Genomic DNA, 19,392 nt, shown 5'->3' with positions numbered 1-19,392 from the left:
CCCCGATCCAGCGCCATGCATACCACCCCCAGCGTCAACGACTACCTGCGCACGCACATACGCACCGTTCCCGACTGGCCGGCGCCCGGCGTGCAGTTCCGCGACATCACGCCGCTGCTGCAGGACCCGCAGGTCTTTCGCGTGATGACCGACGCCTTCGTGCACCGCTACATGCAGCGTGGCATGCGCCCCGATGTGGTGGCCGGGCTCGATGCGCGCGGCTTCATCCTGGGTGCCGTGGTGGCCCACGAGCTGGGCGTGGGATTTGTACCCATCCGCAAAAAGGGCAAGCTGCCCTTCACCACGGTGGAGGAAACCTATGAACTCGAATACGGCAGTGCCACAGTGGAGCTGCACACCGACGCCGTCAAGGCGGGCGACCGCGTGCTGCTGATCGACGACCTGATCGCCACCGGCGGCACCATGATGGCCGGCAAAAGGCTGCTGGAAAAACTCGGCGCCACCGTGATCGAGGGTGCGGCCATCGTGGACCTGCCCGAGCTGGGCGGCTCCACCTTGCTGCGCGATAGTGGACTGCCGCTGTTCACGCTGGTGGATTTCGCCGGCCACTGAGCCAGGCCGCAGCCCGGTCAGCGCAGTTCGCCGTACTGGGTGACGCCCAGGTCCAGGTGGTCCAGCGTGCTGTGGGGAAAGTCCGCACCGCGATCGCCTGCGCCCGGCCCGAGCAAGGGGCCCGAGCGGCGCACACCAGCGGGAGCCGCTGCAGCAGAGCCTGCAGAACCCGCTCCCCGCCCGGCTGCGGGCATGGCCGCCACGGCGAGCTTGAAGGCTGCCATTTCCTGATCGTCTATGGGTTCGAAGGGCGCCATGTCCTGCCTGCGGCGCTGGGGCGCTGCCGCCTCCATCGAGGCCGCCACCGGCACGGCCATGGGCGGGGCGGGACGCGGGGCGCGCGTCGCCGCGGAATGCACCTGGGCTTGGGCCTGGGCTGTAGCGTTCTGGTCGCTGACCCGCCAGTACACGGCCGTCACGACCGCACCCATGCGGGCCTTGGCCGCCTGGGCCAGCATGGCCTCGATCTCGCTGAGCCGCGCGGTTTCGCTGGCATAGGCCCGCGCCAGGTCCATCATCACCACGAAGCGCTGGCCCACGTTGTCCAGCGAGAGCACCTTGAACTTGTAGCTGGCGGACAACACACCGGCACGCACCATGACATCGCGCACCACACCGTAGAGCTGCTCACGGCGCTCGGAACGCTCGCTGCGGCGCCCGCCGGGCCCTGCATCACGACGCGCCACGGCACTGGCCTGGCCATCGTCTCCGGGCGAACCACGGCCCTGCTCCGGCACAGGCTTGCGGGAAAACCAGTTGAACACAGACATGGGGGCTCTCATTGTCACGAATAGTCACAAACTCGCGGCATTGTGCCTGCAACTTTGCGACATTTCGAGCACGGGCGCAGCAAAACCGCTGTATCAATTTGTCGCAGCGCAAAGGCCGGCCTGTCACCGCCCCGCGCCCGCAGAGCGCCCCGCCCCAGGTGCTGCCCGGGAGCCTTTCAGGTACTGGCCACCCGGCGGCGGCTGTCCACCGCACGGCGGGCAAGCACCTGGCCGGCCGCCATGACCAGGGCCAGCGCCACACCGGGCTGGCGATTGCTGAGTTCGGCGAAGCGCATGGCCGTCAGGCACCAAAGCCGTCCCGGCGCAGCCGCCTGCACGGTGGCATGGCGCGCACGGTGGGCGAAGAAGGCGCCCTCGCCCAGGATGGAACCCGGGCCGACGATGGCCAGGCGGATGCGCTCCTTCGCATCCTGGTAGTGCACGCTGAGGCTGCCGGACTCCACGAAGTACAGATTGCGGTCCAGCGAACCTTCGGCAAACAGCAGCTCGCCCGCCGCCAGCGTGACCGGCACCAGGTAGGGCGCCAGCAGATCCCATTGCTCCAAGGTCAGCGCGTTCTGCACACCATCGACAGCCACGGCCGACGACATGGCCTGGGCCAGTGGCCGCAAATCATTGTGGGAGGAAGAAGACATGGCGGATCCGGTTCGAAGTGGGCCGCGCACCCGCGCCAGGGCTGCGCCCGGCGGCAGGCAGCGACGAGGGCCGCTGCGGCACGCCGCATGCTAAGCGACGGCAGCGGGCACGCCAATGCCGACAAGCGGGTTTTCGGCGGCAAATTTTGTAGCAAAAGATAAGTATTGCAGCAACTCTGCTGGCTGTGCGAATGGGTCGGGGCCATCCGGCAGTCTGGTCACTTGCCGATGCAGAAGCTGGAAAAGATCACGCCCAGCAGATCGTCGGAGCTGAATTCCCCGGTGATGGAGTTCAGCGAGACCTGGGCCAGGCGCAGTTCCTCGGCCAGCAAGTCCAGGTGGGCGGCCTGGGCCGCCAGCTGCAGCTCGGCCTCCTGCAGGTGGGCGGCCACGGCCTGCAGTGCCTCCACATGGCGCGCGCGCGCCAGGTACAGGCCTTCTGGGGCCGACTGCCAGCCGGCCACGTCCAGCAGGCGCCGGCGCAGTGCATCCAGGCCATCGCCCGTGCGTGCCGACAGTGCCACGCTGCCTTCACGGCCGCCATGCGCCTGCATCTGGGCGGGTTCCGCGCGATCGGTCTTGTTCCAGACGTCGATGACGGGCACCTGGCGCGGCAGCTTCTGGGCCAGGGTTTCGGCAATGGCGGCATCGGCAGCGAGGTAGTCGGGCTCGCCCATGCGTGTGAGGTCGTGCAGGAAGAGCACGGCATCGGCCGCAGCGATCTCGTCCCAGGCGCGCGCGATGCCGATGCGCTCGACCTCGTCGCTGCTCTCGCGCAGGCCTGCCGTGTCGATCACATGCAGGGGCACGCCCTCGATCTGGATGGTCTGCTGCACCTTGTCGCGCGTGGTGCCGGCAATCGGGGTGACGATGGCCAGCTCCGCACCGGCCAGCGCGTTGAGCAGCGAGCTCTTGCCCGCGTTGGGCTGGCCCGCGATCACGACCTTGATGCCTTCGCGCAACAGCGCACCCTGGTGGGCGCGCGACAGCACCTGGTCCAGCTTGCCACGCAGCCGCGCGAGCTGGCCGCTGGCATCGGCCTTTTGCAGGAAGTCGATCTCTTCCTCGGGAAAGTCCAGCGTGGCCTCGACCAGCATGCGCAGGTGCACCAGCGCGTCGCGCAGGCCATGGATTTCCTCGGAAAAAGCGCCCGACAGCGAACGGCTCGCACTGCGCGCGGCGGCCTCGGTGCTGGCGTCGATCAGGTCGGCAATGGCCTCGGCCTGGGCCAGGTCGATCTTGTCGTTGAGAAAGGCACGCTCGGTGAATTCACCGGGCTGGGCCAGGCGCAGGCCCGGCAGCACGCTGCGACGGTCTTCGCCAGAGGCTTGCGCAGCCTCCAGGCAGCGCGCCAGCAGCAGTTGCAGAACGACGGGGCCGCCGTGGGCCTGCAACTCCAGCACATCCTCGCCGGTATAGCTGTGCGGCGCCGGGAAGAACAGGGCCAGGCCGTGGTCGATGGGGCCGCCCTGGGCATCGCGAAACGGCAGATAGGTGGCCTCGCGCGGCTTGAGGTCGCGCCCGCACAGCGCCCGCACCAGCGGCGCCACGCCCTTGCCGGACACACGCACGATGCCCACGGCACCCCGCCCCGGGGCGGTGGCAATGGCGGCGATGGGGTCGTTGTGGCGGGGCAGCATGGATGGAGCTTTCTTGGGAGGGATTTCAGGCCGCCGATGATAGGCCGCCCATGAAAAAGCCCGCCGAAGCGGGCTTTGGAGCAAGGGCCTTCGCAGGCTTACTTGGCCGGCGTGGACTTGCCGAATTTGGGCAGGTTGAACTGCGGCGGCACGCCCATGCGGGTGTTGATGATCCACTGCTGGGCAATGGACAGGATGTTGTTCGTCAGCCAGTACAGCACCAGGCCGGCCGGGAAGAAGAAGAACATCACGCTGAAGACCAGGGGCATGATCCACATCATCTTGGCCTGCATCGGATCCGGCGGAGCGGGGTTCAGCGCGGTCTGCAGCAGCGAGGACAGGGTCATCAGCACGGGCAGGATGAACAGAGGATCCTTGGCCGACAGGTCGGTGATCCAGCCGATCCAGGGCGCGTTGCGGATTTCCACGCTGGACAGCAGCACCCAGTACAGCGCGATGAATACCGGGATCTGGATGATGATGGGCAGGCAGCCGCCCATGGGGTTGACCTTTTCCTCGCGGTAGATGCGCATCATCTCCTGCTGCATCTGCTGGGGCTTGTCCTTGAGGCGCTCACGCATTTCCATGATGCGCGGGTTGATGGCCTTCATCTTGGCCATCGAGGAGTAGGCCTTGGCATTGAGCCAGTAGAAGGCGATCTTCAGCAGCAGCACCAGGGCCACGATGGACCAGCCCCAGTTGCCCAGGAAGCCGTGCAGCTTGTCCAGCAGCCAGTACAGCGGCTTGGCCAGGATGGTCAGCCAGCCATAGTCCTTGACCAGCTCCAGCCCGGGCGCCAGCGATTCCAGGCGCTTTTCGATCTGGGGACCGGCGAACAGGCGCGCTTCCACGCTCTTGCTCTGGCCAGGCTCGATGGTGCCCACCGGCGTGATCATGCCGACGGCGTAGAGGTTGTTGTCCACCTTGCGCAGGAAGTTGTCGCGCTGGATGCCTTCGGCCAGCAGCCAGGCGCTGGCGAAGTAATGCTGGACCATGGCCACGTAGCCGCCCGTGGACGACTTCTCGACGCTGGCCTTGCCGCTCTCGATGTCCTTGAACTCGACCTTCTGGTACTTCTTCTCGTCGGTGTAGACGGCCGGGCCCGTGAAGGTGGAGTACATGGTGGACTGTTCGCCTTCGGGCTTGTTGCCGTCGCGCACCAGTTGCAGGTACAGCTGCGGGCTCACGGCCGCCGTGCCGGTGTTCACCACTTCATGGCGCACGCCGATGTCGTAGGCGCCGCGCTTGAGCGTCCAGATCTTGACCAGCTTCACGCCACCCATGTCGGGCGACTCGAAGCGCAGTTCCATCTGGTCTTCGCCGTCCTTGAGCTCGCGCGCGCCGGGCAGCGCGGTCATGGTCGTCTTGTGCGTGGGGAAACCGCCGCCGATCAGGCCCGACTGGCCCAGGTACACGCGGTGCACGCTCTCGTCGAACAGCACCACGGGCTTGTCCTTGTGCACGGAATCCGCGTACTTGAGCAGTTCGGCATGGCGCAGCGTGCCGCCCTGGCTGTCGAAGGTCAGGCGCAGCACGTCGGTGCTGATGGTGACGTTCTGGCGCGGGGCTGCCTCGGGCGCGGCGGCAGCGCCGCCAGGCACTTCGCCGGCACCGGCCGTTGCCGCAGCAGCCGCCGAGGGCACGCTGGCATCGCCGGGCGCCTTGCCCGTTTCAGGTGCCGGGGCCGTGGCGACGGCAGGCGCGGGGAAGAAAGTGGCCTTCTTGCCGCTGTGCACTTGCCATTTGTCCCATAGCAAGACCAGCGAAAAGCCAAATATCACCCACAGGATGGTGCGGCGAATATCGTTCATGAAGACTTCTTAGGTGAGGAAGGTTGGGTGTTTTCGGGCGCAGCCGTCAGGCTGGTGAACAGCCTGGGCTTTTGCTCTGGCACAGGGTCATGCCCCCCGTCACACCACGGATGACAGCGCGCCAGGCGGCGCAGCGTCAGGTAGGAGCCTACCGCAGCGCCGTGTTGCTCCAACGCTTCAAGGGAATAGGCCGAGCAGGTGGGCGTGAAGCGGCAGGCCGAGCCCAGCCAGGGACTGAGCATCAGCCGATAGCCGCGCACCAGCGCCATCAGCAGCCGCTGCATCATGGCGCAACCCCGATGCTCTCGCCAGCGGCTGCGGCGCGTTCCTGTGCGGGCTGCGGCAGCTCGGGCGCAGGCTGCGACAGGCGTTTCGCCGCATAGGCGAACAACTGCTGCAGCTCGGCGCGCACGGCCTGCCGGAGCACATCAGAAGTGGCGCTCACGAACTGGCGCCGGTCAAAGCCCGAGCGCAGCCGCACCACATGGGCGCCTTGGAGCATCAGCGTCTCATGCTCGCTGCCCACGGCATAGATCTGCCGCTTGATGGTGTGTCGCGTCACCGAGCGGCGCGCCCAGCGCTTGGGCACCATGGCGCCCAGCCAGGCATCCTGGCGCGCGGCGCCAACGCCGAACAGGGCCTGCGGGTCTTGCGACCCGGGCCCTGTCGGTGGCGCCATGGCGCCGCCCTGCTCCGTCAGAACGAGACGGTGCAGGGCGAAATGCGCGGTACGCGATACCGTACCGGCAGCCATGGCGGCCTGAAACTGCGGACGTGTTTTCAGCCGTTGCATGCCAGCACCCCGTTCAGGGGTTCAGTGCAGCGAGCAAACCGCCCAGCAATGGCTGGCCTTAGACGGCCAGACGCTTGCGGCCCTTGGCGCGGCGAGCGTTGATCACGGCGCGGCCGCCCTTGGTCTTCATGCGGACCAGAAAGCCGTGGGTGCGGGCGCGACGGGTCTTGGAGGGTTGGTAAGTACGTTTCATGTTGGTTCCTAGAGAAGGTTCAGTTTTGCACCGGTCCCGTATCCGGCACGCTACACGCAGTGCAGCCAGCAGCCGCCACAAAGGCAAACCGCCAGGCCACCTGCCAAAAATCTGCACGATGCACTTGCCATGTGCAGCCCAAGGAGCAACCCCGAGAGGTTTCGCCCAAGGCCGCCAGCGGCAGCATGCAGACCCGATGCAGACGGGCGGGACATATCACCCTGAACACATTCAGGGAAACCCGCGATTATCACAGCGTTGTCCACTTGATGCAATGCCCTTCGAACCCGAAGGATGCCTGCCCATTTTGCGACAAGGCGGAGGACAAGCTCCTGATATTTTGTGGATAACTTCCGCAAAAGCTACAATGGCAGCCTCGCAACAGTTCCTCCTATCCACAACTAGACTTCGACAATGACAGAGGAACCTACGAACGATGCAGGCCAGGGCCTGTGGCAAGTCTGCGTTGAGCAACTGGGGCAGGAAATGCCCGAACAGCAGTTCAACACCTGGATCAAGCCCCTGACCGCGCACGTCGCCGAAGACTTCTCCAAAGTCACCGTCTACGTGGCCAACCGCTTCAAGCTCGACTGGATCCGCGCCCAATATGCAGGCCGCATCTCGGCCATGCTGGAGTCGCTCTATGGCCAGCCGGTGACGCTTGAGTTGGCACTTGCTCAGCGGGAAAGCGTTGTGCGGACTTACGTCCGCCCCTCCTCCAGCGAGCGCTCGGCCCCGCCGGAAACCATCGTCACCTCGGTGCCCACGGTCACCAGCGAAGACGCGGCAGCGCCCGTCTTTCGCACGCGCCTGAACGCCGCGCTGACCTTCGAGACCCTGGTGGAAGGTACGGCCAACCGCATGGCACGCTCGGCCGCCATGCATGTGGCGGGCTCTCCCGGACACCTGTACAACCCGCTGTTCATCTACGGCGGCGTGGGCCTGGGCAAGACCCACCTGGTGCATGCCGTGGGCAACAAGCTGCTGGCCGACAAGCCCGACGCCAAAGTTCTCTACATCCATGCCGAGCAGTTCGTCTCGGATGTGGTCAAGGCCTACCAGCGCCGCACCTTTGACGAATTCAAGGAGCGTTACCACTCGCTGGATCTGCTGCTGATCGACGACGTGCAGTTCTTCGCCAACAAGGACCGCACGCAGGAGGAGTTCTTCAACGCCTTCGAGGCGCTGCTGGCCAAGAAGAGCCACATCGTGATGACCTCGGACACCTATCCCAAGGGTCTGGCGAACATCCACGAGCGGCTGGTATCGCGCTTCGACTCCGGGCTGACGGTGGCCATCGAGCCGCCCGAGCTGGAGATGCGCGTGGCCATCCTGATCAACAAGGCCCGCGCCGAGAACGCCGAGATGCCCGAGGAAGTCGCCTTCTTCGTGGCCAAGAACGTGCGCTCCAACGTGCGCGAGCTCGAAGGCGCGCTGCGCAAGATCCTGGCCTATTCGCGCTTCAACCAGAAGGAAGTCTCCATCCAGCTGGCCCGCGAGGCCCTGCGTGATCTGCTGTCCATCCAGAACCGCCAGATCAGTGTGGAGAACATCCAGAAGACGGTGGCCGATTACTACAAGATCAAGGTGGCCGACATGTACAGCAAGAAGCGCCCGGCCAGCATCGCCCGGCCGCGCCAGATTGCCATGTACCTGGCCAAGGAATTGACCCAGAAGAGCCTGCCCGAGATCGGCGAGCTGTTCGGCGGGCGCGACCACACCACCGTGCTGCACGCGGTGCGCAAGATCGCCGGCGAACGCCAGCAACTGACCGAGCTGAACCAGCAGCTGCACGTGCTGGAGCAAACTCTCAAAGGTTGATGAAAACTCCCCCATTCTGGTCGTATGTACGCGGCAAAATGGGGGATTCGAGCGGCAAGAGGGGGCTCATTTGTGAGCCGCCGCTCCTACCGAGACCCGCATCCTTAAATCAGAGGTTGACATGATCGTCCTGAAAGCCACACAAGACAAAGTTCTCGCGGTCCTGCAATCGGTGTCCGGCATCGTCGAACGCCGCCACACGCTGCCCATCCTGGCCAACGTGCTGATCAAGAAGACCGGCAACGCATTGCAGCTGACCACCAGCGACCTGGAAATCCAGATCCGCACCACCGCCGAGCTCGGCGGCGACACCGGCGACTTCACCACCACCGTGGGCGCGCGCAAGCTGATCGACATCCTCAAGACCATGCCCGGCGACCAGACCGTGAGCCTGGAGACCCAGCAGGCCAAGATGGTGCTCAAGGGCGGCAAGAGCCGCTTCACGCTGCAGACCCTGCCGGCCGAGGACTTCCCGCTGGTGCAGGAAGCTGCGGCCTTCGGCCCTTCCTTCAGCGTGCCGCAGAAGGTGCTCAAGGACCTGCTGGGCCAGGTCTCCTTCGCCATGGCCGTGCAGGACATCCGCTACTACCTCAACGGCATCCTGTTCGTGGCCGAGGGCAAGCAGCTGTCCCTGGTGGCCACCGACGGCCACCGCCTGGCGTTCGCAAGCAGCCAGCTGGACGTGGAAGTGCCCAAGCAGGAAGTGATCCTGCCGCGCAAGACCGTGCTGGAGCTGCAGCGCCTGCTGTCGGATGCCGGCGGCGAGAACCAGCCCCACATCGAGATGCAGTTCGCCAACAACCAGGCCAAGTTCACCTTTGGCGGCATGGAGTTCGTGACCAAGCTGGTCGAGGGCAAGTTCCCCGACTACAACCGTGTCATCCCGCGCAACCACACCAACAGCGTGACCCTGGGCCGCGCCCCGCTGCTGGCCAGCCTGCAGCGCACGGCCATCATGACCAGCGACAAGTTCAAGGGCGTGCGCCTGACGGTGGAGCCCGGCACCTTGCGCGTGGCGTCCAACAACGCCGAGCAGGAAGAGGCCATGGACGAGCTGGACATCGACTACGGTGGCGACACCATCGAGATCGGCTTCAACGTCACCTACCTGATCGACGCCCTGTCCAACATGAGCCAGGACATGATCAGGATCGACCTACAGGACGGCAACAGCTCGGCCCTGCTGACCATCCCCGAGAACGACAGCTTCAAGTACGTCGTGATGCCCATGCGCATCTGACCGCGCGCCACACGACACCGATGCCTGACACATTGCGCAGCCCCTGCACCCGCCGCCCGGTGGCACAAGCCGGTGCACGGAGCGCAACCACCCTACCCGACTCGTAGCCCGCAGCGCGCGTCCCTACGCACCGCGCCAGCGGCCGAATCGAACATTTTCAAGCGAAGCGACAGCTTCCGACGGAACTACCCCAGGGCCTTCCATGACCGACGAGAACAAGCCAGAAAACCAGACCATTGCCCCCGAAGGCTCAGACTCCAGCGGCTATGGCGAAGGCGCGATCCAGATCCTCGAAGGCCTGGAGGCCGTGCGCAAGCGCCCCGGCATGTACATCGGCGATACCTCCGATGGCACGGGCCTGCACCACCTGGTCTTCGAAGTGGTGGACAACTCCATCGACGAAGCCCTGGCCGGCTACTGCGACGACATCCTGGTTACCATCCATGCCGATGGCTCCCTGTCCGTCATCGACAACGGCCGCGGCATCCCCACGCGCGTGAAGATGGACGACAAGCACGAGCCCAAGCGCTCGGCGGCCGAGATCGCCCTCACCGAACTGCACGCGGGCGGCAAGTTCAACCAGAACAGCTACAAGGTCTCGGGCGGCCTGCACGGCGTGGGCGTGTCCTGCGTGAACGCGCTGTCCATCTGGCTCAAGCTCAACGTGCGCCGCGACGGCGAGGTCTACGAAATCGACTTCTCGCGCGGCCACGTGCAGAACCGCCCGATCGAGATCGTGGACGGCGTCGAGGTCTCGCCCATGCGCGTGGTCGGCAAGAGCGACAAGCGCGGCACCAAGGTCCACTTCCTGCCCGACACGGAAATCTTCACGCAGAACCATGAGTTCCGCTACGAGATCCTGGCCAAGCGCCTGCGCGAACTGTCCTTCCTGAACAACGGCGTGCGCATCCGCCTCAAGGACGAGCGCGACGGCCGCGAGGACGACTTCTCCGGCGCTGGCGGCGTCATGGGCTTCGTGCAGTTCATCAACGCCAACAAGAAGGTGCTGCATCCCACGGCCTTCCACGCCAACGGCACGCGTCCTGCGGAAAGCTACGGCGGCATCCCCGGCACCGAGATCGGCGTCGAAGTCGCCATGCAGTGGAACGACAGCTATGCCGAACAGGTGCTGTGCTTCACCAACAACATCCCGCAACGCGACGGCGGCACCCACCTGACGGGCCTGCGCGCCGCCATGACGCGCGTGATCGGCAAGTACATCGAGCAGAACGAACTGGCCAAGAAGGCCAAGGTCGAGGTCAGCGGCGACGACATGCGCGAAGGCCTGTGCTGCGTGCTGTCCGTGAAGGTGCCCGAACCCAAGTTCAGCAGCCAGACCAAGGACAAGCTGGTCTCCAGCGAAGTGCGCGCGCCCGTGGAGGACATCGTCGCCAAGGCGCTGACCGACTACCTGGAAGAAAAGCCCAACGACGCCAAGATCCTGTGCAGCAAGATCGTCGATGCCGCGCGTGCCCGCGAGGCCGCGCGCAAGGCCCGCGAGATGACGCGCCGCAAGGGCGTGCTCGACGGCATGGGCCTGCCCGGCAAGCTGGCCGACTGCCAGGAAAAGGACCCGGCGCTGTGCGAGATCTACATCGTCGAGGGGGACTCCGCCGGCGGCTCCGCCAAGCAAGGTCGCGACCGCAAGTTCCAGGCCATCCTGCCGCTGCGCGGCAAGATCCTGAACGTGGAAAAGGCCCGCTACGAAAAACTGCTGACCAGCAACGAAATCGTCACCCTGATCACGGCCCTGGGCACCGGCATCGGCAAGGCCACGGCCGAATCGGGCAAGAGCGGCAGCGACGACTTCGACCCCAACAAGCTGCGCTACCACCGCATCATCATCATGACCGACGCGGACGTGGACGGCGCCCACATCCGCACCCTGCTGCTGACCTTCTTCTACCGCCAGATGCCGGACCTGGTCGAGCGCGGCCACATCTACATCGCCCAGCCGCCGCTGTACAAGGTCAAGAACGGCAAGGAAGAGCTGTACATCAAGGACGGCCCCGCGCTCAACCAGTACCTGCTGCGCATCGCGCTGATGAACGCCAGCGTCAGCACCGGCGGTGCCAACCCGCGCACGCTGGACGGCGAGGAACTGGCCAAGCTGGCCAACATGCACCTGGCCGCCGAGACCGTCATCGACCGCCTGTCCAACTTCATGGATGCCGAGGCCCTGCGCGCCATCGCCGACGGCGTGCAGATCACGCTGGACAGCATTGAGGCGGCCCAGGCCTGCGCCCCCATCCTGGAGGCCAAGCTGCGCGAGTTGACCACCACGGGCGTGCCCGCCGAGGTCACGGCCGAAATCGACCCGGTCTCCGAAAAGCCCGTGCTGCGCATCAGCCGCCACCACCACGGCAACATCAAGAGCTCCATCCTCACCCAGGAGTTCGTGCGCAGCCACGACTACGCCGCGCTGGCCGACGAAGCCCAGAACTTCAACGGCCTGCTGGGCGAAGGCGCCAAGGTCACGCGTGGCGAGGGCGAAAAGGCCAAGAGCGACAAGGCCGGCGACTTCCGCCAGGCCATGCAATGGCTGCTGCACGAAGCCGAACGCACCACGGCCCGCCAGCGCTACAAGGGCCTGGGCGAAATGAACCCCGAGCAGCTGTGGGAAACCACCATGGACCCCACCGTGCGCAGCCTGCTGCAGGTGCAGATCGGCGACGCCATCGAGGCCGACCGCGTGTTCACCATGCTCATGGGCGATGAAGTGGAGCCACGCCGGGAATTCATCGAGACGAATGCGCTGCGGGCGGGCAATATCGACGTGTGATCGCGCAGGTTTTCATCAATCTCGTAAAACCTTCGACGTCGCCATCGAGCTGTTGACCCTGCAGTGCGGCATTGGATTGCACAGCATGGCGCCAAGAGCAACGCAAAGCCCGGGATCAGCATGCCACTGATACCCGGGCACCAGCGCATCGCCAGATCAAGCGTGCAAAACAACGGCTGAAAGAGAATGTCGATGATTCAAGAATCGCCGGCATTCTTCACCCGGGCCATGAAGTGATGCCTCAATTGATGCATTCGCATGCGCGAGAAATTCGGAGCAAGCCGTTTTGCTGAATGCAGAAAAGGGCATGTCCAAACAACGACATCAACCGCCGGGCCTTCTTCTGCCTTGATGCACGACCGGCTCGAGAAACAACTGCCGAAAGTAATCGCGAAACGCCGTCATCGCTGGGGAAAATTCGATGCCTTGCTTCCACCCAAGCCCGATGTTCATCGTTGGCACGGCGTCGCGCAGACTGATGGTTTCAATGCGCTTTCCCTCCAGCGACCAAGGTCGATAAACCATATCCGAGAGAACGGTCACGCCAAGGCCATTCGCCACGGTGCTGCGCACCGCTTCTACAGAGCTCGTGCGCAGCCTGATCTGAGGTTGGTACGGCGTCTTGCTCCAATATTTCATTGCAGTGCCCGCAGCCTCGTCCACGGTGAGCAGGATGTAGGGCTCGGCAGCCACATCGGCCAACGTGACTTCCGCTTTTTCGAGCAGCGCATGCTTGGCCGGCACCCACAGTCGGCGTTGCGAGCCAAAGAATGTCTCGAGCGACAGCTCTCGCAGCACCACATTGGAGGTGAGCAGTACTCCCATGTCGTATTGCTGCGTGATCAGCCCCTCCTCAATGGCTTCACGCACTACCTCGTGCACCTTGACCTTGATCTGCGGATGCAATTGCTCGAAACGCTGAAGGTGGTGGGGCAAGAAGTAGCCGAGCACCGTGTAGGTGGCGGCAATGGTCAGCGTCCCCTCGACATTCACTCCCTCATGCGGCATGCGGATCGCCTCGTCGGCAGCCGAGAGCACGGCATAGGCATGGCTCAGAAACCGCCGTCCAGCCCGGGTCAGCTCCACGCCATGAGGCTGTCGCTCAAACAGCTGCTGCCCCAGCATTTCCTCCAGCTCCCGGACTGCCGTGGTCACCGCCGATTGCGAGATGTTGAGTTGCAATGCCGCATGTGAGATGCGCCCCACTTCGGCCACCGCCGTGAAGTATTTGAGCTGGCGAAGGGTCAGAGACATGGTGCGGTCTTCCTGGGGTATTTACTTATCTCTCAAAAATTACATGCCAGCGCGCGCAAATCCGATACCGAGGATTCACCGATCTGCAGGGTAGCGTTCATTGCAGGCAGTTGGCGTATCTGTTTTTCAGATATCGCATCGCCTGTAAATAATGCTTTTCAGCCGATTTTCAGCTGACTAATCTTCACCTTGTCCCGCATTGCTGCCATCTGGCCGTGCCAACAACACAAGGCAAAAACGTGAAGAAGACGCTGATTGATCTGAACTCCGACATGGGCGAAAGCTTCGGTCCATGGGCCATCGGCGATGGTGTGGACCAGGAATTGATGCCGTTGATCAGCTCGGCCAATATCGCCACAGGCTTTCATGCGGGTGATCCGAACATCATGCGCAAGACGGTGTTGTTGGCCCGGGAAAACGGCGTGGGCATCGGCGCGCACCCGGGCTTTCGCGACCTCGTGGGCTTCGGGCGCCGCCATATCAATGCACCGGCCGACGAGCTGGTGAACGACATGGTCTACCAGCTCGGCGCGCTGCGCGAATTCGCGCGGCTGGCCGGCATGACGCTGCAGCACATCAAGCCGCACGGCGCGCTCTACATGCATGCGGCGCGCGACGAGGCGCTGTCGCGCGCACTCGTCACGGCCCTGCAGCAGATCGAACCGACGCTGCGCCTGTTCTGCATGGAATCGTCCGTCACCTTCCAGGTGGCGTGCGAATTGGGCCAGCCCGTGGCGCGCGAGTTCTATGCCGACCGCGACTACGACCTGAGCGGCTCCATCGTCTTCACCCGCCGCGTCGGCGCGCTCGACCCCGAGGCCGTGGCCGCCAAGGTGCTGCGCGCCTGCACCGAAGGCGTGGTGCGCACGGTCGAAGGCCAGGACCTGGCGATCGGCTTCGACTCGGTGTGCATCCACAGCGATACACCTGGCGCGCTGGCGCTCGTGCAGGCCACGCGCCGCGCACTGGCCGAGCACGGCATCGAAGTTGCAGGTTTTGCCGGTGCGGCTGCGCCGGCGCGGCCTTGAGTTTTCCGTTCTTCCCGCTTTCGTTCCTGTTCCCGCTTTCCAGGAGTGCATCGATGCCCGCTACCCATGAAGTCCTCAGCCCGCTGCCGGGCACCTTCTACCGACGTTCGGCGCCTGACGCGCCGCCATTCAAGGCCGAAGGCGACACCGTGGCCGTGGGCGATGTGATCGGCCTGGTCGAGGTGATGAAGCAGTTCAGCGAAGTCACGGCCGACGTGGCAGGACGGCTGCGGGGCTTTGCCGTGGAGAACGGCGAACCCGTCGATCCTGGCCAAGCGCTGGCCGTCATCGAAACGGCGTGAGGCCCGGACCATGACCGCCGCATTCGACAAACTGCTCATCGCCAACCGCGGCGAGATCGCGGTGCGCATCATCCGCGCCGCGAAGGAACTGGGCCTCAAGACCGTCGCCGTCTACAGCGACGCTGACGCGCAAAGCCTCGCGGTGCGCATGGCCGACGAAGCCGTGCGCATTGGCCCGGCGCATGCCACCAGGAGCTATCTGAGCGTGGACGCCATTCTTGAAGCGGCAGCCGACAGCGGCGCCGGCGCCGTGCATCCGGGCTACGGTTTCCTGTCGGAAAACGCCGCGTTCGCCGAGCGCATCGAGGCCGCGGGCCTGGTGTTCGTCGGCCCGACACCGCACGCGATCCGCACCATGGGCGACAAGGCCGCCGCGCGCGCCGCGGCCATGAAGGCCGGCGTGCCCACCGTGCCCGGCAGCGTGGGCGTGGTGACAGACGCCGACACCGCCGTCGCGCTGGCAAAGGGCATCGGCTACCCCATCATGATCAAGGCCTCGGCCGGCGGGGGCGGGCGCGGCATTCGCGTGGCGCATGACGAAGCCGAGCTGCGCCAGCAGTTCGCCACCGCCACGGCGGAAGCGCAGGCCGCTTTCGGCAACGGCGAGGTGTACCTCGAACGCTTCATCCGCCAGGCGCGCCACATCGAGGTGCAGATCCTGGGCGACGGCCAGCGCGTGGTTCACTGCTTCGAGCGCGAATGCTCGCTGCAGCGACGCCGCCAGAAAGTGTGGGAAGAAGCGCCCTCGGCCGCCATCAGCGAGGCCACGCGCGCAGCGCTGTGCGAATCGGCGCTGCGGCTGGCCCATGCCGTGGCCTACCGCGGCGCGGGCACGCTCGAATACCTGTACGACGACGACACGCGCGAGTTCTTCTTCATCGAGATGAACACGCGCATCCAGGTCGAGCACCCCGTCACCGAGATGATCACCGGCATCGACCTCGTGAAGGAGATGCTGCGCATCGCGCTGGGCCAGCCGCTGCGCCTGCAGCAGGAAGACATCCGGCTGACCGGCGCGGCCATCGAGGTGCGCATCAACGCCGAGAACGCCGCGAAGAACTTCATGCCGAGCCCGGGCCTCGTGTCGCAGCTCGTGGTGCCGGGCGGCCCCGGCGTGCGCTTCGACACCATGCTGTTCCCCGGCTGCACCGTGCCGGCGTACTACGACTCGCTGCTGGGCAAGCTGATCGTGCACGACACCGATCGCGCCGGTGCGCTGGCCCGCATGCGGCGCGCGCTCGACGAGCTGCAAGTCGAAGGCATCCACACCACGATCCCGCTGCACCGCGCACTGTGCGAGGACGCGGGCGTGGCGCAGGCCGCATTCCACACGGGCTTTCTCGAAACCTGGCTGGCGGTGAATCCGTTGGCCGACGCACCCGCTCCACTTGCGAAGGTGACCGCATGACCGCTGCCAGCACCCTCCCCGCCCAGGCCCGCTACAGCTTCGGCGGCGACGAGCACCTGTTCGTCGAGATCAGCGAGGAGATGTCGCTGCCCGCCTTCTTCAAAGGCATGGCCATCTGCAACGAGCTGCGCCGCCGCGCACAGGCGGGCGAGATCACGGGCGTGACCGAGATCTGTCCCGCCAACGCCGCCTACCTCGTGCGCTTCGATCCCGATGCGATCGCGCCCGACGCACTGCTCGCCATGCTCAAAGACATCGAAGCGGGCCTGGGCGATGCCGACCTGCAGATGCAGACGCGCATCGTCGAGATTCCCGTGCTCTACAACGACCCGTGGACGCACGAGACGCTGATGCGCTTTCGCGAGCGGCACCAGGACCCGTCGGGCACCGACATCGAGTACGCGGCGCGCATCAACGGCCACGTCTCGGTCGAGGCCTTCATCGAGGCGCACTCATCGGCGCCCTGGTTCGTGTCGATGGTCGGCTTCGTGGCCGGCCTGCCCTTTCTGTTCCAGATGGTCGAGCGCCAGCGCCAGATCCAGGTGCCCAAGTACCTGAGCCCGCGCACCGACACGCCCAGGCTCACGCTGGGCCACGGCGGTTGCTTCAGCTGCATCTACTCGGTGCGTGGTGCGGGCGGCTACCAGATGTTCGGTGTCACGCCCGCGCCCATCTTCGACCCGGCGCAACGGCTGTCCTACCTGAAGGAGCTGATGGTGTTCTTCCAGCCCGGCGACATCGTCAAGTACAAGCCCATTGACCGCGCCGAGTACGACCGCCAGATCGCGCAGGTCGAGGCCGGCACCTACGCGCTGCGCATCGCACCAGTGTCGTTCTCACTCAACGATTTCCTGGCCGACCCGGGCGGCTACAACCAACAGCTCCTGAAAGTGCTCCATGGCGATTGAAGTGCTCAAGCCCGGCCTCGCGACCAGCGTGCAGGACGCCGGCCGCCCCGGCTACTACCACCTGGGCATTCCGCTGTCGGGTGCGCTCGACCAGCAAAGCCTGGTGCTCGCAAACCTGCTGGTCGGCAACGACGAAGGTGCGGCCGTCATCGAAAGCACGCTGCTCGGGCCCGAGCTGCAGTTCGACGCGCCCGCGCTGGTGGCCGTGACCGGCGCCGACGCGAAGATCAAGCTCAACGGCAATGAGGTGCCACGCAATACCGCATTCGCGGTGCAGGCCGGCGACAGGCTCGGCTTCGACTTCATGAAGCTCGGCGCGCGCATGTGCATCGCCGTGGCCGGCGGCATCGACGTGCCGGTGGTGCTGGGCAGCCGCTCGACCTACGGCCTTGGCGCATTCGGCGGCTTCAACGGACGCAAGCTGCTGGCCGGCGACAGACTGCCCGTGGGAGTACCGTCCGCCACCGCCCGCGCGGGTCGCACGGTGCAGGCCGCGTTGCTGCCGGTGCTCGACAAGGAAGTGGTCCTGCGTGTGCTGCCGGGCATCTACTTCCACCGACTGCAGGAGGTGTCGGTGCAAAGCTTCTTTGCCGACACCTGGACCGTCGGTTCAGAGGCCGACCGCATCGGCTACCGCTACAAGAACGGCACGCCGCTGAAGTTCCACGAGCGCACGCCGCCATTCGGCGCGGGCGACGACCCGTCGAACATCGTCGATGCGGGCTACCCATACGGTTCCATCCAGGTGCCGGGCGGACGCGAACCGATCATCCTGCACCGTGATGCGGTCTCGGGCGGCGGCTACGCGATGGTGGGCACCGTCATCAGCGCCGACATGGATCTCATCGCCCAGATGCAGCCAAACCACAAGGCACGCTTTGTCGAAGTCGATATGGCGCAGGCGCTCGAAGCACGCGCCGAGCGGCGGCGAAGCATCGAGCGCTTGCGCGCAGCGCTCGCGGCCTGAGCGCGACCGTTTTCGTCCCTCTCAAGAGAGCCGATGACAACCAAGGAAGCGGTCGAGTTCGCCACTCTGGAATGGGTGCCGGAGTTCAACCACCATCGCCCGCCTGGACCCATCGGGCATCACTCTTGCCGGCCTCGAGCCTGCCCGCCAAACTCCTCCCACAGCGCCTGCGTATGCTCGCCCAGCGCGGGCACGGCGCCCATGGCGGCTTCGGCATCCGATAGCGTGGCCGGGGGCAGCAGGGCCTGGATGCTGCCGGTGGGCGTGGCCACCTCGCGCCAGCGTTCACGCGCCTGCAATTGCGGATGGTTCCAGACCGCGTGCATGTCGTTGAGCGGCGCGTTGGCGATGCCGCCTGCATCCAGGCGCTGCATGGCCTGTTCGCGGCTCAGGTGGGCCAGCACCGATGCGATCACCGCATCGAGTTCCTTGCGGTGCGTCACGCGCTGCAGGTTGGTGGCAAAGCGCGCGTCCTGCGCCAGCGCGGGCTGCTGCAGCACATGGGTGCAGAAGCTGTGCCATTCGCGGTCGTTCTGCAGGCCGAAGATCAGGCTCTGGCCATCACCGGCCGTGTACTGGCCATAGGGCGCGATGGAAGGATGGGTCAGCCCGCTGCGCGCAGGCGCCGTACCGCCGTAGTGGGCGAAGTTCAGCGGGTAGGACATCCATTCGGCCAGCGCCTCCAGCATGGAAACCTCCACGCGCAGGCCCCGGCCGGTGCGTGCGCGCTGCAGCAGGGCGGACAAAATGCCCGAGTAGGCATACATGCCGGCCGCGATGTCGGCGATGGAAATGCCCACGCGTGCGGGCTGATCAGGCGTGCCCGTGACCGAGATCAGGCCGGCTGCCGCCTGGATCAGCAGGTCATAGGCCTTTTTGTCGCTGAGCGGGCCGCCCTCGCCATAGCCCGATATATCGCAGACGATGAGACGCGGATATTTCTCATGCAGGCTGTCGAAATCCATGCCCATTCTCTGCATGGCACCCGGGGCCAGGTTCTGGATCAGGATATCGGCGTTTTCCAGTATTTTCCCGACGATATGCTGCCCTTCGGCGGTCTTGATATCTGCGGCCAGGCTTTGCTTTCCCCGATTGGCCCAGACAAAAAAGGATGATTCACCATGGACCTTGTCGTCATAGCCCCGTGCAAAATCCCCATCGGGCAATCGCTCCAGCTTGATGACCCTGGCCCCCAGGTCCGCCAGCTGCCGGCTGGCAAAAGGCCCTGCCACGGCGTGTTCCATGG

General features: G+C 65.3%; 18 protein-coding genes. 9 read left to right on the top strand and 9 right to left on the bottom strand.

The features are described 5' to 3' along the window. Positions 1 to 15: 15 nt before the first annotated feature. Positions 16 to 573 carry an adenine phosphoribosyltransferase gene (locus tag A4F85_RS23935; RefSeq protein ID WP_012207849.1) on the top strand — a complete coding sequence of 186 codons (558 nt, stop codon included), beginning with the start codon at positions 16 to 18 and terminating at the stop codon, positions 571 to 573. 17 nt (positions 574 to 590) lie between these two features. On the opposite strand, the gene A4F85_RS23930 is transcribed toward A4F85_RS23935, so the two are convergent. From A4F85_RS23930 to rpmH, 7 genes are all read right to left on the bottom strand, one after another. Continuing rightward, on the bottom strand, positions 591 to 1,343 hold the full coding sequence (locus A4F85_RS23930) for a hypothetical protein (protein WP_063327885.1): 753 nt from the start codon (positions 1,341 to 1,343) through the stop codon (positions 591 to 593). Between the two features lie 176 nt (positions 1,344 to 1,519). Beyond that, on the bottom strand, positions 1,520 to 1,999 hold the full coding sequence (locus A4F85_RS23925) for a Crp/Fnr family transcriptional regulator (protein ID WP_012207851.1): 480 nt from the start codon (positions 1,997 to 1,999) through the stop codon (positions 1,520 to 1,522). Positions 2,000 to 2,217: 218 nt separating this feature from the next. Further along, positions 2,218 to 3,639: a tRNA uridine-5-carboxymethylaminomethyl(34) synthesis GTPase MnmE gene (gene mnmE / locus A4F85_RS23920; RefSeq protein WP_063327884.1), complete on the bottom strand. Its 1,422-nt coding sequence runs from the start codon at positions 3,637 to 3,639 to the stop codon at positions 2,218 to 2,220. A gap of 98 nt (positions 3,640 to 3,737) precedes the next feature. Continuing rightward, positions 3,738 to 5,450 carry a membrane protein insertase YidC gene (yidC, locus tag A4F85_RS23915; RefSeq protein WP_013804811.1) on the bottom strand — a complete coding sequence of 571 codons (1,713 nt, stop codon included), beginning with the start codon at positions 5,448 to 5,450 and terminating at the stop codon, positions 3,738 to 3,740. Further along, complete coding sequence (yidD, locus tag A4F85_RS23910; RefSeq protein ID WP_012207854.1) at positions 5,447 to 5,737, bottom strand: membrane protein insertion efficiency factor YidD; 291 nt, start codon at positions 5,735 to 5,737, stop codon at positions 5,447 to 5,449. The genes yidC and yidD overlap by 4 nt, the downstream gene beginning before the upstream one ends. Beyond that, complete coding sequence (locus A4F85_RS23905; RefSeq protein WP_063327883.1) at positions 5,734 to 6,243, bottom strand: ribonuclease P protein component; 510 nt, start codon at positions 6,241 to 6,243, stop codon at positions 5,734 to 5,736. The genes yidD and A4F85_RS23905 overlap by 4 nt, the downstream gene beginning before the upstream one ends. A gap of 58 nt (positions 6,244 to 6,301) precedes the next feature. Then, positions 6,302 to 6,436 (bottom strand): 50S ribosomal protein L34, encoded by a 135-nt coding sequence (gene rpmH / locus A4F85_RS23900; RefSeq protein WP_012207856.1) that lies wholly within the window; start codon positions 6,434 to 6,436, stop codon positions 6,302 to 6,304. Positions 6,437 to 6,850: 414 nt separating this feature from the next. Here rpmH and dnaA point away from each other — a divergent pair, with 414 nt between their 5' ends. The 3 genes from dnaA (at position 6,851) to gyrB (ending at position 12,279) form a co-directional block, all read left to right on the top strand. Beyond that, complete coding sequence (gene dnaA, locus A4F85_RS23895) at positions 6,851 to 8,257, top strand: chromosomal replication initiator protein DnaA (protein ID WP_012201941.1); 1,407 nt, start codon at positions 6,851 to 6,853, stop codon at positions 8,255 to 8,257. Positions 8,258 to 8,378: 121 nt separating this feature from the next. Then, positions 8,379 to 9,497, top strand: a complete 1,119-nt coding sequence (dnaN, locus tag A4F85_RS23890; RefSeq protein ID WP_012201942.1) for a DNA polymerase III subunit beta — start codon at positions 8,379 to 8,381, stop codon at positions 9,495 to 9,497. A 202-nt stretch (positions 9,498 to 9,699) separates the two neighbouring features. Continuing rightward, entirely contained in the window at positions 9,700 to 12,279 is a 2,580-nt protein-coding gene (gyrB, locus tag A4F85_RS23885; RefSeq protein WP_012201943.1) for a DNA topoisomerase (ATP-hydrolyzing) subunit B, read from the top strand. A 324-nt stretch (positions 12,280 to 12,603) separates the two neighbouring features. On the opposite strand, the gene A4F85_RS23880 is transcribed toward gyrB, so the two are convergent. After that, positions 12,604 to 13,533 (bottom strand): LysR family transcriptional regulator, encoded by a 930-nt coding sequence (locus tag A4F85_RS23880; protein WP_012201944.1) that lies wholly within the window; start codon positions 13,531 to 13,533, stop codon positions 12,604 to 12,606. Between the two features lie 239 nt (positions 13,534 to 13,772). On the opposite strand from A4F85_RS23880, the gene A4F85_RS23875 reads away from it, so the two are divergent. The 5 genes from A4F85_RS23875 to A4F85_RS23855 are packed head-to-tail and all read left to right on the top strand — an operon-like array spanning position 13,773 to position 18,146. After that, on the top strand, positions 13,773 to 14,561 hold the full coding sequence (locus A4F85_RS23875) for a 5-oxoprolinase subunit PxpA (RefSeq protein WP_063327882.1): 789 nt from the start codon (positions 13,773 to 13,775) through the stop codon (positions 14,559 to 14,561). 53 nt (positions 14,562 to 14,614) lie between these two features. Then, entirely contained in the window at positions 14,615 to 14,863 is a 249-nt protein-coding gene (locus A4F85_RS23870; RefSeq protein ID WP_012201946.1) for an acetyl-CoA carboxylase, read from the top strand. Between the two features lie 10 nt (positions 14,864 to 14,873). Beyond that, complete coding sequence (locus A4F85_RS23865) at positions 14,874 to 16,271, top strand: acetyl-CoA carboxylase biotin carboxylase subunit (protein WP_063327881.1); 1,398 nt, start codon at positions 14,874 to 14,876, stop codon at positions 16,269 to 16,271. Then, the gene (locus A4F85_RS23860) at positions 16,268 to 17,179 is read left to right on the top strand and encodes a 5-oxoprolinase subunit B family protein (RefSeq protein WP_047217519.1); all 912 of its coding nucleotides are present in this window, start codon (positions 16,268 to 16,270) and stop codon (positions 17,177 to 17,179) included. The genes A4F85_RS23865 and A4F85_RS23860 overlap by 4 nt, the downstream gene beginning before the upstream one ends. Then, the gene (locus A4F85_RS23855) at positions 17,169 to 18,146 is read left to right on the top strand and encodes a biotin-dependent carboxyltransferase family protein (protein WP_063327880.1); all 978 of its coding nucleotides are present in this window, start codon (positions 17,169 to 17,171) and stop codon (positions 18,144 to 18,146) included. The genes A4F85_RS23860 and A4F85_RS23855 overlap by 11 nt, the downstream gene beginning before the upstream one ends. A gap of 119 nt (positions 18,147 to 18,265) precedes the next feature. Here A4F85_RS23855 and A4F85_RS23850 read toward each other — a convergent pair whose 3' ends face one another. Next, positions 18,266 to 19,390 (bottom strand): CaiB/BaiF CoA transferase family protein, encoded by a 1,125-nt coding sequence (locus A4F85_RS23850; RefSeq protein WP_063327879.1) that lies wholly within the window; start codon positions 19,388 to 19,390, stop codon positions 18,266 to 18,268. Positions 19,391 to 19,392: the final 2 nt, after the last annotated feature.

The organism is Delftia sp. GW456-R20, from assembly GCF_001622915.1.
GTDB lineage: Bacteria > Pseudomonadota > Gammaproteobacteria > Burkholderiales > Burkholderiaceae_C > Comamonas > Comamonas acidovorans.
This window is presented reverse-complemented; position numbering and strand designations above follow the sequence as displayed.

Excerpts from the sequence above, each read along its gene's own strand:
- A4F85_RS23935 (WP_012207849.1), top strand. The coding sequence starts at position 16 with ATGCATACCACCCCCAGCGTCAACGACTACCTGCGCACGCACATACGC.
- A4F85_RS23930 (WP_063327885.1), bottom strand. The coding sequence starts at position 1,343 with ATGTCTGTGTTCAACTGGTTTTCCCGCAAGCCTGTGCCGGAGCAGGGC.
- A4F85_RS23925 (WP_012207851.1), bottom strand. The coding sequence starts at position 1,999 with ATGTCTTCTTCCTCCCACAATGATTTGCGGCCACTGGCCCAGGCCATG.
- mnmE (WP_063327884.1), bottom strand. The coding sequence starts at position 3,639 with ATGCTGCCCCGCCACAACGACCCCATCGCCGCCATTGCCACCGCCCCG.
- yidC (WP_013804811.1), bottom strand. The coding sequence starts at position 5,450 with ATGAACGATATTCGCCGCACCATCCTGTGGGTGATATTTGGCTTTTCG.
- yidD (WP_012207854.1), bottom strand. The coding sequence starts at position 5,737 with ATGATGCAGCGGCTGCTGATGGCGCTGGTGCGCGGCTATCGGCTGATG.
- A4F85_RS23905 (WP_063327883.1), bottom strand. The coding sequence starts at position 6,243 with ATGCAACGGCTGAAAACACGTCCGCAGTTTCAGGCCGCCATGGCTGCC.
- rpmH (WP_012207856.1), bottom strand. The coding sequence starts at position 6,436 with ATGAAACGTACTTACCAACCCTCCAAGACCCGTCGCGCCCGCACCCAC.
- dnaA (WP_012201941.1), top strand. The coding sequence starts at position 6,851 with ATGACAGAGGAACCTACGAACGATGCAGGCCAGGGCCTGTGGCAAGTC.
- dnaN (WP_012201942.1), top strand. The coding sequence starts at position 8,379 with ATGATCGTCCTGAAAGCCACACAAGACAAAGTTCTCGCGGTCCTGCAA.
- gyrB (WP_012201943.1), top strand. The coding sequence starts at position 9,700 with ATGACCGACGAGAACAAGCCAGAAAACCAGACCATTGCCCCCGAAGGC.
- A4F85_RS23880 (WP_012201944.1), bottom strand. The coding sequence starts at position 13,533 with ATGTCTCTGACCCTTCGCCAGCTCAAATACTTCACGGCGGTGGCCGAA.
- A4F85_RS23870 (WP_012201946.1), top strand. The coding sequence starts at position 14,615 with ATGCCCGCTACCCATGAAGTCCTCAGCCCGCTGCCGGGCACCTTCTAC.
- A4F85_RS23865 (WP_063327881.1), top strand. The coding sequence starts at position 14,874 with ATGACCGCCGCATTCGACAAACTGCTCATCGCCAACCGCGGCGAGATC.
- A4F85_RS23860 (WP_047217519.1), top strand. The coding sequence starts at position 16,268 with ATGACCGCTGCCAGCACCCTCCCCGCCCAGGCCCGCTACAGCTTCGGC.
- A4F85_RS23855 (WP_063327880.1), top strand. The coding sequence starts at position 17,169 with ATGGCGATTGAAGTGCTCAAGCCCGGCCTCGCGACCAGCGTGCAGGAC.
- A4F85_RS23850 (WP_063327879.1), bottom strand. The coding sequence starts at position 19,390 with ATGGAACACGCCGTGGCAGGGCCTTTTGCCAGCCGGCAGCTGGCGGAC.